General features: G+C 60.9%; 12 protein-coding genes. 7 read left to right on the forward strand and 5 right to left on the reverse strand.

What is annotated here, in order from left to right; genetic code table 11:
- Positions 1-173: 173 nt before the first annotated feature.
- Positions 174-2,453: a PBP1A family penicillin-binding protein gene (locus ACP7AL_RS04120; protein WP_425989152.1), complete on the forward strand. Its 2,280-nt coding sequence runs from the start codon at positions 174-176 to the stop codon at positions 2,451-2,453.
- Positions 2,454-2,520: 67 nt separating this feature from the next.
- Here ACP7AL_RS04120 and ACP7AL_RS04125 read toward each other — a convergent pair whose 3' ends face one another.
- From ACP7AL_RS04125 to ACP7AL_RS04140, 4 genes are all read right to left on the reverse strand, one after another.
- On the reverse strand, positions 2,521-3,360 hold the full coding sequence (locus ACP7AL_RS04125) for a M48 family metallopeptidase (protein WP_024921386.1): 840 nt from the start codon (positions 3,358-3,360) through the stop codon (positions 2,521-2,523).
- 252 nt (positions 3,361-3,612) lie between these two features.
- Positions 3,613-4,938, reverse strand: a complete 1,326-nt coding sequence (locus tag ACP7AL_RS04130) for a polyhydroxyalkanoate depolymerase (RefSeq protein WP_024921385.1) — start codon at positions 4,936-4,938, stop codon at positions 3,613-3,615.
- A gap of 277 nt (positions 4,939-5,215) precedes the next feature.
- A complete protein-coding gene (locus tag ACP7AL_RS04135) occupies positions 5,216-6,046 on the reverse strand; it encodes an ABC transporter permease (protein WP_425989155.1) in 831 nt (276 codons plus the stop codon).
- Positions 6,043-6,840 (reverse strand): ABC transporter ATP-binding protein, encoded by a 798-nt coding sequence (locus tag ACP7AL_RS04140; protein WP_006022487.1) that lies wholly within the window; start codon positions 6,838-6,840, stop codon positions 6,043-6,045. Before ACP7AL_RS04140 ends, ACP7AL_RS04135 begins: the two co-directional genes overlap by 4 nt.
- Before the next feature lie 95 nt (positions 6,841-6,935).
- Between ACP7AL_RS04140 and ACP7AL_RS04145 the strand changes: the two genes are divergently transcribed.
- The 4 genes from ACP7AL_RS04145 to ACP7AL_RS04160 all read left to right on the forward strand — a co-directional run bounded on the left by ACP7AL_RS04145 (position 6,936) and on the right by ACP7AL_RS04160 (position 9,856).
- The gene (locus tag ACP7AL_RS04145; RefSeq protein ID WP_024921382.1) at positions 6,936-8,267 is read left to right on the forward strand and encodes an ActS/PrrB/RegB family redox-sensitive histidine kinase; all 1,332 of its coding nucleotides are present in this window, start codon (positions 6,936-6,938) and stop codon (positions 8,265-8,267) included.
- A gap of 113 nt (positions 8,268-8,380) precedes the next feature.
- On the forward strand, positions 8,381-8,935 hold the full coding sequence (locus ACP7AL_RS04150) for an ActR/PrrA/RegA family redox response regulator transcription factor (protein ID WP_006022489.1): 555 nt from the start codon (positions 8,381-8,383) through the stop codon (positions 8,933-8,935).
- A gap of 104 nt (positions 8,936-9,039) precedes the next feature.
- Entirely contained in the window at positions 9,040-9,243 is a 204-nt protein-coding gene (locus ACP7AL_RS04155; protein WP_425989158.1) for a hypothetical protein, read from the forward strand.
- A gap of 25 nt (positions 9,244-9,268) precedes the next feature.
- A complete protein-coding gene (locus ACP7AL_RS04160) occupies positions 9,269-9,856 on the forward strand; it encodes a biliverdin-producing heme oxygenase (RefSeq protein ID WP_425989160.1) in 588 nt (195 codons plus the stop codon).
- Here the strand turns inward: ACP7AL_RS04160 and ACP7AL_RS04165 are convergent.
- A complete protein-coding gene (locus ACP7AL_RS04165) occupies positions 9,853-10,338 on the reverse strand; it encodes an MmcB family DNA repair protein (protein WP_425989162.1) in 486 nt (161 codons plus the stop codon). The genes ACP7AL_RS04160 and ACP7AL_RS04165 overlap by 4 nt on opposite strands.
- 149 nt (positions 10,339-10,487) lie before the next feature.
- On the opposite strand from ACP7AL_RS04165, the gene ACP7AL_RS04170 reads away from it, so the two are divergent.
- Positions 10,488-11,630, forward strand: coding sequence for a vWA domain-containing protein (locus tag ACP7AL_RS04170; protein WP_425989165.1), 1,143 nt, complete (start codon positions 10,488-10,490; stop codon positions 11,628-11,630).
- 334 nt (positions 11,631-11,964) lie between these two features.
- Positions 11,965-14,400, forward strand: a complete 2,436-nt coding sequence (locus tag ACP7AL_RS04175; protein ID WP_425989167.1) for an EAL domain-containing protein — start codon at positions 11,965-11,967, stop codon at positions 14,398-14,400.
- Positions 14,401-14,479: the final 79 nt, after the last annotated feature.

The raw sequence follows: 14,479 nt of genomic DNA on the forward strand, positions 1-14,479 counted from the left end.
TTCCGATAGACTCTGTCGATCCGCCAAGCCAGGTCAAGGCAACTCCGGACCGGCATTTCTGCCATGCCCGCGACGGAACATCTAATCCCTCGTTAACCTTTGCGTAACGCGCCTTTAAACCGCCATCGCTAGCCTGCACGCCTTATGTAACCGGCATACCGGCACGAGTTTGAATGGCGTTGGGACGTAAAAAGCAGGGCGGTCGCAAGGAGCCGAAGTTCGACGGTGCCGCGTCGCTCGATAGCGTCCGCCTCAATCCGCGCGACCGCATCGGCCGGCGGGATGACGACGACGCTCCGCCAAAGCGCCGTGCAGCCAAAAGCCGCCCCCTCGACGACGACGAAGACGACATGCCGCGCGAGCGTTTGCGCAAGACCCGCGCTGCCGAGCGGAAAGAAAGCAAGTCCAGGGCACGTGGCCGCTCGCGGTCCGGCCTCGGCCGTCTTGTTTATTGGGGTGCAGTACTAGGTCTGTGGGCAATCATCGCCGGCGCTGGTGTCATCATCTGGGTCGGCGCGCATCTGCCTGCGATCCAGTCGCTGGAGATTCCCAAGCGTCCGCCCACCATCCAGATCACCGGCATGGATGGCAGCGTGATCGCCACCCGCGGTGAAATGCCGGGGGCCAATGTCTCGTTGAAGGATCTGCCGCCTTATCTGCCGAAGGCGTTCATTGCCATCGAAGACCGCCGCTTTTATTCGCATTTCGGTATCGATCCGACCGGCATCATGCGCGCCGCCGTCACAAATCTTCTGCATCGCGGCGTGTCGCAGGGCGGCTCGACCCTGAGCCAGCAGCTCGCCAAGAACCTGTTCCTGACGCAGGAGCGAACCATGCAGCGCAAGCTGCAGGAGGTCGAACTCGCGCTGTGGCTGGAGCGGAAGTACTCCAAGAACGAAATTCTGGAGCTCTATCTCAATCGGGTCTATTTCGGCTCCGGCGCGTATGGTGTCGAAGCGGCGGCACAGAAGTATTTCGGCAAATCCGCGAAGAACGTTTCGCTGTCGGAAGCCGCGATGCTGGCAGGTCTCGTCAAGTCGCCGTCGCGGCTGGCGCCCAACCGCAACCCGGAAGGCGCTGAGAAGCGCGCACAGATCGTGCTCAGCGCGATGGCCGATACCAATTTCATCACCGAGGCACAGGCCAAGGCGGCGATCGAGAAACCATCTTACGCGGTTAAACCGGTAGGTGCCGGAACCATCAACTATGTCGCCGACTGGATCGGCGAAGTGCTCGACGATCTTGTCGGCCAGATCGACCAGAACATCGTGGTGGAAACATCGATCGATCCGAAGCTGCAAAGCGTCGCGGAAGCCGCGATCATCGACGAACTTGCCACCAAGAGCGTGAAGTTCAATGTCACCCAGGGCGCGCTGGTGGCGATGACCCCGAGCGGCGCAGTGCGCGCCATGGTCGGCGGGCGCAACTACGCCGAAAGCCAGTTCAACCGCGCAGTCACCGCAAAACGCCAGCCGGGCTCGGCCTTCAAGCCGTTTGTCTATCTCACCGCCGTCGAGGGCGGCATGACACCTGACACGGTGCGCCAGGATGCGCCGCTCGACGTCAAGGGCTGGCGGCCGGAGAACTACAGCCGCGAGTATTTCGGCCCGGTGACGCTGACACAGGCGCTGTCGATGTCGCTGAACACCGTTGCGGTCCGGCTCGGGCTCGAAGTCGGCCCGGCCAATGTGGTGCGCACCGCACATCGTCTCGGTATCGCATCAAAGCTCGAGCCCAACGCGACGATCTCGCTCGGCACGTCGGAGGTTTCGCTCAACGAGTTGGTGGGCGCTTACGCTCCGTTCGCCAATGGCGGATTCAGCGCTTCGCCGCATGTGGTCAACCGAATCCGCACCCCCGACGGCAAGGTGCTTTATGCACGCCGCAACGATGCTCCGACACGGGTGATCGATGCCAACGCGGTGGGCATGATGAATGTCATGATGCACGAGACGCTGGTCACCGGCACGGCAAAGAAGGCAGACATTCCGGGCTGGTCGGCTGCGGGCAAGACCGGCACCAGCCAGGATTTCCGGGACGCCTGGTTCATCGGCTATACCGCCAACCTCGTCACCGGCATCTGGCTCGGCAACGACGACAACTCGCCGACCAGAAAAGCAACCGGCGGCGGATTGCCTGTCGAGGTATGGACCCGCTTTATGAGGGCCGCGCACCAGAACGTCGCGCCTGCTCCGCTGCCCGGCTCAACGCAGTCACCGGGCGGCTTCCTCTCGAATCTGTTTCCCGGAAATTCGCGGGCGCCTGCGCGCGAGCCCTACCCCGCGCAACCCTATCCGCAGTCGTCGAACAATCAGGACTATCCGAACGCGCCTGCGGCATACCCGCCGCAGCAACAAACCCGTCCGCCGGTCACGCAGACATCTGCGCGTCCGGAAGCGGCAGCGGGTCTCGATGGCTGGCTGATCGATCGGGTTTTTGGCGGACGGCGCTGATCGCGCAAACTGAAGTGTGATTCAGCTTTACTGGATCACACTCGCGTCTCATCTGCGAAATCAAATGCTATTCTTCGATGCCGTAGCGATGCAGATCGTTGCCGTGGGTGTCGAGCCATCGCTTGGCGCGTTCGGTCGCCGGACAAATCTTTGCCACGACCTTCCAGAACCGCGGCGAGTGGTTCATCTCGACGAGATGCGCAACTTCATGTGCCGCAAGGTAATCCAGCACATAAGGCGGCGCGAGAATAAGCCGCCACGAGAACGACAGCGCGCCTGCAGAGGTGCATGATCCCCAACGACTCGACTGATCGCGGATCGTGATCCGCTTCACCTTGACACCAAGCTCCTCGGCATAGCGATGTGAAGCTTCTGTCAGTGCACGTCGGGCTTCGCGCTTGAGAAAATCGTGGACGCGGCGATCAATGAATTCAGAATCACCTGCGACGCACAGAATCTTGTCGCCGCTGTCGCGCATTTCGGGCCACACGGTTCCACGCACGCCGGCGCGATGCACGATTCGATGCGGAACACCGCGCAACGGCACCGATGTACCGGGTGAGAATGGCGCAGCTTTCGGCAAACCACCGAGACGTGCCGCGATCCAGGCGCCGTGACGCTGCGCGAAGTCCTTGGCTTCATACAGATTTCCGCGCGGAGGCATGGTGAGAATGGCTTCGCGTCGGCTCGGATGAATGCGGAGTGTGTATCGGCGCGCGCGGCGATGTCGCCTGAGCTGAATCGTATAAGTCGATGAGCCAATTTTGACCGCGAGCGTGCGCGGTTCGGTCGGGCGTCGATAAAGGAGAGCTCGAAAGGCCATGTCAGCGGGTCCGGACAGCAGGAATTCGCCGGGATTCTGCCATATCCGCCGCCAGTGAAATTCATCGGCGCAAAAACAAATCATTTGCCCAATATATCGTAGTTTTATCGAGTTAGCCTCCTACATCCGGGGGGATGAAACATGAAATGGTGATTCATTTCTAAGCTAAAACCTCAGCCGGAAACGGCACGCGAAATTCACTCCTCTGCCGCAATTGGAGAGGGCCAAAACGTGTGCATATCCAGATAGTTACGGGTACTGCCGCAGATCCGGGAACGCAAAGCCCCGGAATCCCCCATAAAACGGGCTTTTTCGACCCCAAACGCCCGAAAAAGTCTATTCGGCGGCCGCCAGCGACAGCTTGGTATGGGCGGCCGAACGCATGAAATCGGAGATTCGAGGCACGATTTCCGACTTGAAGCGGGAGCCGTTGAAGACGCCGTAATGGCCGACGCCTTTCTGGACATAATGTACCCGCCGCGCATCCGGAATCGAACTGCAAAGCCCGTGGGTTGCTTCAGTCTGCCCCAAACCGGAGATGTCGTCGTTCTCGCCCTCGACCGTCATCAGCGCGACGCGCTGAATCTTCGACGGATCGACCGGCTTGCCGCGATGCTTCATCTCGCCCTTCGGCAAAGCGTGTTTCACGAACACCAGATCGACCGTCTGCAAATAGAATTCGGCGGTGAGATCCATCACCGCCAGATACTCGTCATAGAATTCGACATGCTTGTCGACGAGGTCACCGTCGCCTTTGACGAGATTGCTGAACAGCCGCTTGTGCGCATCGACATGGCGGTCGAGGTTCATGCTCACAAAGCCGGTGAGCTGAAGAAAGCCCGGATAAACGTCGCGCATGAATCCCGGCTGCGGGAAAGGCACCTTCGTGATGACGTTGTTGCGGAACCATTCGATGCCCTTTTGCTCGGCGAGATCATTGACACCGGTCGGATTGCGGCGTGTGTCGATCGGCCCGCCCATCAGCGTCATCGAGGTCGGGAAGTAGGGATCTTTCTCGGCTTCCATGATGGACACCGCAGCCAATACAGGCACGGATGGCTGGCACACGGCGACAACGTGCACGTCGCCCTTCAGCGCGTGGATCATCTCGATGACATAGTCGACATAGTCGTCGAGATCGAAACGGCCCTGCGCCACCGGCACCATGCGCGCGTCAGCCCAGTCGGTGATGTAGACGTCATGTCCCGGCAGGAAGGCTTCGACCGTCCCGCGCAACAGCGTCGCGTAATGTCCCGACATCGGCGCCACGATCAGCACGCGCGGATGCGGTGAACGCAGCGGCTGGGTGAGCTTGCGCTCGAAATGCAGCAGCCGGCAGAACGGTTTTTCCCAGACCGTTTTGATCTCGACCGGAACCCGCATGCCGTTAACTTCGGTATCGTGCAGACCCCATTCAGGCTTGCCGTAACGGCGGGTGGTGCGCTCGAACAGCTCGCAGCCGGCGGCGATGGATTTTCCGAACTCGGTGCTGGACAATGGGTTGAAGGGGTTCTCGAACCACAGCTTCATCATGTCGGTCATCGCCCGCGCCGGATTGAGCGAGGCCTGACCCATCTCGTACATCCAGTACATGGGCGTGGTCAGCGCAGGGCTGACCTCGGACGGCAAGCTAGGCGGCCTGCCAAATTCGCCTATCGGCATAATGATTCCTCGATCCTAGTGTCCCGTATCCGACGTTCGCCCTCACTCTGCAGCACCTTCCGAACGAACGTCGGATACGAAAGGACACTAGCGTTGTGATTCTAGTGATCCTTTGGTTCTGACATTCGTAAAAGGTGTCGGCCGGGAAATGATACGAATGTCAGAACCGGATCACTAGTTTCGCGGCGCAACATACTGTCGGGCCTGCGACAAAGCGTCAATCCGCCCATTTTACAGATCAGATGATTAATTAACGGGCGGAGGCCGCCAGCGGTGGTTATTCACCGCTCTGGACCAGGGAACCGTTCTTTCGGGCGCTTTTCAGCAACAGCAAGAAGGCAACAGTCGATATGGCGAATAGAGCCACATTGATCGCCAGCGCCTCGATCATCAGATCGGCCCGAAAGACATGGTCGATCAGCAGCGCCCGCATGCCCTCAAAAACGTAGGTCGGCGGCAGCATCCACGCCACCACCTGAAGCCAGTCCGGCAGGACCGAGACCGGGTAGTACACGCATGACAGCGGCAGCAGCGCGAACATCAGCGTCCACGCCAGACCCTCTGCGCCCATGCCATTGCGCAGCACCAGCCCCGACGAGATCAGACCGAACGACCAGCTCGTGAAGATCAGGTTGCAGAAGAATGCCACCAGGGCGAAGCCAAATCCGAACAGGTTGAACCCGAAGAAAGCGATGGCAAGTATCGTCATCGGAATGACTCCGACAGCCAGCCGCACCACGCTCATCACCATCAGCGAGATCAGATACTCGCTCACCTTGAGCGGGCTCATCAGCAGATTCCCGAGATTCTTGGACCACATCTCTTCGAGAAACGACATCGAGAAGCCGAGCTGTCCGCGAAACAGAATATCCCACAGGATCACCGCGCCGATGAAAGTGCCACCGGCCTTGGCAAAGAAGCCTGCGTTCTGCGAGATATAAGCTTGCGAAAAGCCCCACGTGATCAATTGCAACACCGGCCAGTAAACAAGTTCGAGCAGCCGTGGCCATGACGACGTGAGAAGATACCAGTGGCGCAGGATCATCGCGCCGATGCGATGCGGAGCGATCATCTTCGGATTGCCGCGGCGAAGCTCCATGCTGCTCATGACGCGGCCTGCTGCACGCGGCCGCGCGCCACATCGAGAAACACTTCTTCCAGCGTTGTGCGGTTGTAGCGCGCCAGAATGGCGGACGGACTGTCATCGTCTTCGATACGCCCGCGCTTCATGATGATAACCCGGTCGCACAGCCGCTCGACCTCAAGCATGTTGTGCGATGCCAGCAGGATCGTCGCTCCACGCTCCTTGCGGTAGGTTTCAAGATGGCTCCGGATCCAGTCTGCGGTGTCCGGATCGAGCGACGCGGTCGGCTCGTCCAGCAGCAGAAGTTCCGGCTCGTTGATCAGGGCCTTCGCCAGCGCCACGCGTGTCTTCTGGCCTGCGGAAAGCTTTCCGCTCGGGCGGTCGAGAAATTCGCCGAGATCGAGATCGGCGGCGAGCGAAAGGATCCGGTCCTTCAAATGCGTCACGCCGTAAAGCCGGCCGAATACGGTGAGATTCTGCCGCACGGTGAGGCGGCCAGGCATATCGACGTACGGACTCTCGAAATTCATCCGTCCGAGAACCTCGGCGCTTTGCTCGGGCATGGCGCAACCGAGCACGCTGACGCGGCCCGAGGTCGGCGACACCAGCCCCATGATCATCGAAATGGTCGTGGTCTTGCCGGCGCCATTCCCGCCGAGCAGCCCCGTCACAGAACCGCGCGGAATCGTGAAGGTGATGTCATCGACGGCGCGGGTGGTCTTATAGACCTTTACCAGCCGCTCAAGCTCGATCGCCGCGTCGGGCGATGCCGGACCGGAATGCGACGTGGCACGGGAAGGCGAGAGCTGCACGGTCATATCATGCGTTCATTGAGCCAACAGGGCGCTATCCGCAAGAGCCGGATACGCAGGGCCGGTTTGTGATCGGCGTCGCCGGACGCTAAAGATACGATATGAGCGACATTGCGACCTCCGATTTCCGCCACCCGCGCCGTTATGTGCGTCTCGACACCATCCTTCGGCTGCGCTGGCTGGCCGCGCTCGGGCAGTTGGCGACGATTTTCATCGTCTCGGAGGGGCTTGATTTCGAGGTCCCGGTGATCCCCTGCGTGGTCATCATCGGGCTATCGTCGCTTCTCAATCTGGCGCTGCAGATACGGTTTAACCCGGTCCACCGCCTGGCGCCCCGTTATGCTGCCGCCCTCCTCGCGATCAACATCGCCGAGCTTGCCGCTCTGCTGTTCCTGACGGGAGGTCTGCAAAATCCGTTTTCATTTCTTTTCCTCGCGCCGGTGCTGATCTCGGCAACCGCACTGCCGACACGAATCACGATCGCGCTTGGCGTCTTTGCTGCCGCCTGCGCCACAGCACTTGGGTTCTTCCATCTGCCGCTGCCGTGGAACGGCGAAGAGCCTCTCGTGCTGCCGCGCACCTACATGATCGCCGTCTGGATCTCTATCGTGCTGGCGATCGGTGTCACCAGCCTCTACGCATTTCAGGTGACGGAGGAAGCCCGTAAGCTCTCCGACGCGCTGGCCGCCACCGAACTCGTGCTGACGCGGGAGCAGCATCTGACGCAGATCGATGGCCTCGCCGCCGCCGCCGCGCATGAACTGGGAACGCCGCTCTCCACCATCTTCCTGATTTCACGTGAGCTGGAGCAGGCGATTCAGACCAACGGTCTCGACGAGCACGCCCGCGGCGATCTGAAGACGCTGCGCGAACAGGCGCAGCGCTGCCGCGAAATTCTCGCCAAGATCACGCAACTGTCGTCGCAGGGCGCGCCGTTCGACCGCATGCCGCTGTCAACGCTGATCGAGGAGACGGTCGCCCCGCATCGCGACTTCGGCATCGCCATCAAGGTGCGTATCGCGCTGGCGCAGGACGCCGAACCCGTCGGCATGCGCAATCCTGCGATCCTGTACGGCGTCGGCAACATTCTGGAGAACGCCGTCGATTTTGCGCGCGAGCGTGTCGAGGTGAATGCGTGGTGGAATGCGCAGACGGTTGAGATCGTCATATCCGACGACGGGCCGGGAATTCCACCGGACATTCTCAAGCGGATCGGCGAACCCTACCTGACGCGGCGGCGCGCCGGTGACACGGGAGGCGAGCGAAACGGACTTGGGCTTGGCGTTTTCATCGCCCGTACCCTGCTGGAGCGAACCGGCGCACGGGTGTCTTTCACCAACCGGACCTTCCCCGCTCATGGCGCGATTGTCACAATCGTCTGGCCACGCAGCAGCTTCGAAACCGAGGAAGTTCCATCGGCGACGCTGTCTTAACCAAACGGCCCACGCCGTTTTGAGTTGGCAAAGCCGCATCGGCCTTGGCATCGCCCGATTGACGCGCCATATCTAAAAGACACATCATAAGACACCTCAGGAGGCGCAAAACCGTGACCGCAACTGCCGATTTGACCGAAATTGCCGACCGTTCCTTGCTGATTGTCGAGGATGACAAGGCGTTTCTCGAGCGGCTGGCGCGGGCAATGGAGACTCGTGGCTTCGCTGTGAGCACCTGCGACAATGTGTCCGACGGCCTCCATCACATCGACCAGACACCGCCCGCTTTCGCAGTGGTCGATCTGCGGCTCGGCGATGGCAATGGTCTCGATGTGGTGTCGGCGCTGAAGCGGCAGCGGCCCGATGCACGCGCCATCGTGCTGACCGGCTACGGAAATATCGCGACCGCTGTCACCGCGGTGAAGATGGGCGCGGTCGACTATCTCTCGAAGCCGGCGGATGCCGACGACGTGGTCGCCGCCCTGCTCGCGAGCGGCAACGACAAGTCGCAGCTTCCGCAGAATCCGATGTCGGCGGACCGCGTCCGCTGGGAACACATCCAGCGCATCTATGAGATGTGCAATCGCAACGTTTCGGAAACCGCGCGCCGCCTGAACATGCATCGCCGGACCCTGCAGCGCATCCTGGCCAAGCGCGCCCCGCGCTGAGCGGCTGTTCCGGCGGGGAACCTTTGTGTGCGGCACTGCGTTATCGACGCAGGACTGTTACAGGGAGCGGCCCCGCCGTGGAGCAGATGCGAAAAGCACGAAATATGGAAATCTCGTCCCGTCTCGAAGCCACCAAACAGTTTGGTCTGGTTGAGGATTACCGGATCGACTGGCCTCAGGCTTCGAAATTGCGCGCGCCTCGTGTCACGATCCGCCGGCGCGAAGCCTATCCTGTTCAACTCACGCGCAACTATGTCACAACTCTGCTTGAGCCTCTCGTTCCCTCCCGCGAAATCGTGGTGATGTAAGTTCTCAATCAAGGGCGAAACTGTCATGGCCGCCGCAATCTGGGACATGATCCGCGAAGCCACACGAACGTCACACAGCCGCCTCGACATCGCGCTGTCCCGGCTCGATATCGCAATTCCTCTATATTACGAGGCCTTTCTGCGGAGTCAGGCCGAGGCGCTGTTTCCAATCGAAGCCGCCTTGGAAGCAGGCGGAATCGAAGAGCTTGTTCCGGACTGGACGCTGCGCGTGCGCACACCAGCCCTTGAACGCGATCTCGCAACATTGGGCATCGTCATCAAGCCGCTGCCGGCGCCCGCTTTCAAAACCGCTGCGGAAATGCTTGGGGCAGTCTACGTGCTTGAAGCATCACGCATGGGTGAACGGGTGATGCTGGCGCGTCTCGCGGAAAATCCCGACTCCGACACCATGAATGCGACGGCGTATCTGCGTCATGGCTTCGGCAAGCGGTTCTGGCCGAGCTTTCTCACACTGCTGGAAAATCATCCTGCCGCGCTGGCCGATCCGGCTGGCGTCGTGCGCGGGGCGGAGATTGCCTTTGCAATGTTCGAGGATGCGCTGACCCCGGTGACGAGCGTCGCTGCAACCTCATTCACACAAGCGAACCTCTAATCGTTCGCATGTCCCTGCGGATCGACGAGACGGCTGATACGCTGCGCCGCCAGCAATCCAAAACCCACGATCATCGATTTACGTGTCGCAGCCGGTAGCCGGTGTTCGGGCGCTTCGCAGTGCAGATGCGCGCCGTAAGCATCAGCGACAATCAAACCTGTATCTGCCGGAAACAGTTCGCACGGCATCTCCTGGGTGAAGGCAAAGAACAGCCGGTCGCAATGCATCCGGTAGTCCTGCCATTTTTGATCGGCGCGCAAATCCTCCACCGATGATTTGATTTCGACAATCCAGATGTCGCCGCGCGCGTTCATCGCCACCAGATCGGCGCGCCGGCCTGACGGCAGGGTCAATTCACTGACACAGGAAAATCCCAGCGATTTCAAGAATCTGGACGTACCGCGCGCAATCGCGAGCGCTGTGTCGGACTGGCGGCGATCCGGCGGCAAACCCGGCTCGATATGGCGAAATGGTGAATGCATGATTCCGGCAAGTGTAGCAGAGAAGCCAAGACCCCTCAGCCTCAAAAGCGTACCCGCCCCGACACAATTCCGACCGCGAGCCATCGCGAAACAGGGGAACCATCGGTTCCGCTGGGAGCGAAACATGGTTTCAGCCCTTGGAGGGGGAAATGGACTCACGCATCACCGACAGATTCACATTCGGCGGCATTGCATTCGCGCTTGCCGTTCTCTTGTTGCCAATCACCTCGACATTCTCACAAGCCGTTGCCAAACCGACCGTCGAAGTCGCGTTCGTTCTCGACACAACAGGTTCGATGGGCGGCCTGCTCGAAGGGGCCAAGCAAAAAATCTGGTCGATCGCGACAAGCGTCGTCGACACCAATCCCGATGCCGACATCCGGATCGGCCTTGTCGCCTATCGCGACATTGGCGACGAATACGTCACCAGGACTTTCGATCTCACCACCGACATTCAGGACATCTACGCCAACCTGCTCGAACTGAAAGCACGCGGCGGCGGGGACTGGCCCGAGAGCGTCAACGAAGCGCTCGATATGGCGATCAACAAGCTGCAGTGGACCAAGGGCAGCGATGCAAAACGCATCGTGTTTCTCGTCGGCGATGCGCCGCCGCACATGGACTACGCACAGGACACCAAATATCCGAAGACGCTGGCGGTCGCCAAGCAGCGCGACATCGTGGTCAACGCCGTGCTGGCCGGAAATGCCCGCGACACCGAGCGGGTCTGGCAGGATATCGCGCAGCTCGGCGACGGCCGCTTCATTCCGATCCCGCAGGACGGCGGCGAACTCGTGGTGATCGAAACGCCTTACGACGACGAGATCATCATCCTGCAGAAACAGATCAACGGCACGGTCATTCCGTATGGTCCGCAGAAAATGCAAAAACGCGTTGAGGAAAAGACCCGGCAACTGTCGCAGGTCGCGGCGGCGGCCCCGGTGCAGGCATCGGACATGGCGAGCTACCTCAACAAGCGTTCGAAATTTTCGTCGGAGGCCGTCACCGGCGACGGCGATCTGGTCAGCGCCGTGGCATCGGGGCGCACCAAGATCGAGGGCGTCAAGGACGATGACTTGCCAGACGAGTTGCGCAAGCTCTCGCCCGAGCAGCGCAAGGCCGAGATCGACAAGAAAACTGCGGCGCGCAAAGGCCTGAACGAAAAGCTCGCTGTCCTGGTTCAGAAGCGAGACGCCTTTGTCACCGAGAAGAAGCGCAGCGCCGCGCCCGCCAAGGCCTCGTCATTCGACCGGGCAGTGGAAGACACCCTGAAAGCCCAGACCAGTCGATAATCAGATCGTCAGCGCTCGGGGCACTCTACGCGCAAGGCCGCCACCATGGCCGGTCCATGACCCGGATCGGCCGTTGAGGCCGCGGAAGAGCCTGTTCTGATTGGGTTTATCGCTGGCAGCATGAATTTACCTGCAAATCTTATCTGATCGTTTACCCGCGATTCACGCAACTCTCCGGTTCTGCAACCGGAGAGCGTGGTGTTGGAATGCCTTTAATCAGATGCCGCGAATGTCGGGATGCGCATCCCGGCTGTCCGAGGCTGTCGGTTGCGACTGGTAATGGGACTTAGCAGGGAATTCGCGTCGAACAGCAGGCAGGGGGCGTACGCGTCCGATGAAGCTTAATCTTGTGTCGGTGAATATGCGGCTGCTGCGGCTGGTCTCGCCCTTCATTGCCATTGTCCTGCTGCAAGCCTTTCTTGCCGGAATGAGCCTGAGCATTCTTTCTTCCGTTCGCGCCTATGTCGGCGGCGAAAGCCTGTGGTCGAAGGGGCAGAAGGACGCCGTCCACCATCTTTATCTTTACGGCGAAACCGGCGACGACCGGCACTACGAGTCTTACCAAAGCGCCATCGCCCGGCCGCTGGGCGACCGCGACGCACGTCTCGCGCTGGAACAGAGTCCTCCGGACCTCGCAGCCGCCCGTACCGGCTTCCTGCAAGGCGGCATGCATGCCGACGACATCGATGGCATGATCTGGCTGTATCGCTATTTTCGCGGGTTTCCGCCTTTCAGGACAGCGATCGCGCACTGGGTCAATACCGATCCCCTGCTCGACGAACTGACAGCGCTGGCAAGAGAAATCCAGTTAGAGCAGAACGGCACTCCGATTTCGCCTCAGCAACTCGAATCGCTGCGCGACCGGATCGACCATTTCAACGCGCGCTTCGCGCCCGAAGCGATGGCATTCGCCGGGAGCCTCGGTAACGGCTCGCGGCAGGTCAAGTTCGTGCTTACGATCGCCAACCTGTTCACCGCCGGGTTGCTGGTGCTGTTGCTGATGATGCTGACCCGCTACTTCCTGGCGCAGCGCCGCAGATTCGTGCACGCGCTGCAGGCCGAGAAGGAGCGCGCGCAGATTACGCTGGCGTCGATCGGCGATGCCGTGATCAGCACCGACGCCCAGGGCCGCGTGGACTACATGAACCCGGCCGCAGAAAGGCTGGTCGCCTGCCGGGCTCCGGCAGCCAGAGGGCTGCCGCTGACCTCGCTTTTCCGGATTCTGGATGAGGAAAGCGGTCAGCCGCGCGAGGGACAGGTCGAGCAGATCCTCACCGGACGCGATCTTGCCGCCAACACCCGGCCTCAACTGCTGCAACGTCCCGACTCCACGTCGGTGGCGATCTCCATGGTCGGCACTCCCGTCTACAAGGGTGGAGCCGTCGCTGGGGCCGTGCTGGTGCTGCACGACATGACCAGCGAAAAGAAATACATCGCACGGCTGTCGTGGCAGGCATCGCACGACAGCCTCACCAAGCTGGCCAACCGCCGCGAGTTCGAACACCGGCTGGAAAAAGCACTGCAGCGGATGGACCGCGATCAGGACAGTCCGCACGCGCTGATGTTCCTCGACCTCGACCAGTTCAAGATCATCAACGACACCTGCGGTCATGCCGCCGGCGACAAGCTACTCTGTGAAGTCTCGGATTCACTGCAAAAGCATCTGCGCGTGGACGATCTGCTGGCGCGGCTCGGCGGCGATGAATTCGCGATCCTGCTGGAGAATGGTGGTCTCGAACGCGCTGCGATCGTCGCCGAACGCTTGCGGCAGGCGATTCACGACCTGAACTTCGTCTGGAATGGACGTCCGTTCACGATCACAACAAGCATCGGTCTGGTGCAAATCCGCGGCGGTGCGACCAAGGACGAAACCCTGCGCACGGCCGACCTCGCCTGCTATCTCGCCAAGGAAAAGGGGCGCAACCGCATCCAGATCCACAATCCGAGCGACAGCGAATTGCTGCACCGTTTCGGCGAAATGGCGTGGGTGCAGCGGATTCACGATGCGCTGGATGAGCAACGTTTCTGTCTGTATTCGCAGAAAATCGTCGCATTGCATGGCCCGAGCCAGACCGGCGCGCATATCGAGCTTCTGCTGCGCCTGCGCGACCGGGACGGCAACCTCGTGCCACCCGGCGATTTCATTCCCGCGGCCGAGCGTTACGGCCTGATGCCGCTGATCGACCGCTGGGTGGTGCGTCACGCGTTCGAGACCATCGCGACACGGCTTGGCCGCGCGGCATCGGCGGCCATCGCCACCTGCGCGATCAACCTCTCCGGGGCAACCTTCAGCGACGAGGGCTTCATCGACTACGTTCGCGAGCAGCTCGAGCTTCACAACATTCCGCCGGCGATGATCTGCTTCGAGATCACCGAGACCAGCGCGATCGGCAATCTCGACAACGCCGCCCGCTTCATCAAGGTGCTGCAACGGCTGGGCTGCCGGTTCTCGCTCGACGATTTCGGCAGCGGCATGTCGTCGTTCGGCTATCTGAAGAATCTGCCGGTGAACTACCTCAAGATCGACGGCGGTTTCGTCAAGGACATGCTCGACGATCCGATCGACCGCGCCATGGTCGAGATGATCTGCCGCATCGGCAAGGTCATGGGCAAACAGACGATCGCCGAATTCGTCGAGAACGATGCCACGATAGAAGCGCTGCGCGAGATCGGCGTCGATTATGCGCAAGGCTACGGTGTCGGCCGGCCGGAGCCGTTCGAGATTGCCGGCCCGGTGATCGCCGGCCAGCCGAACCTGCGGGTTGCCTGACCGCAGGGCGAAATCAGCCTGCGGCGCGCAGCCCTCATCCCCGGGAACAGCGGCGGAATCTGCTTGGCGCGGCGGAAAA

It is taken from the genome of Afipia sp. DC4300-2b1 (assembly GCF_049895725.1).
In the GTDB taxonomy this organism is placed as follows: domain Bacteria; phylum Pseudomonadota; class Alphaproteobacteria; order Rhizobiales; family Xanthobacteraceae; genus Afipia; species Afipia broomeae.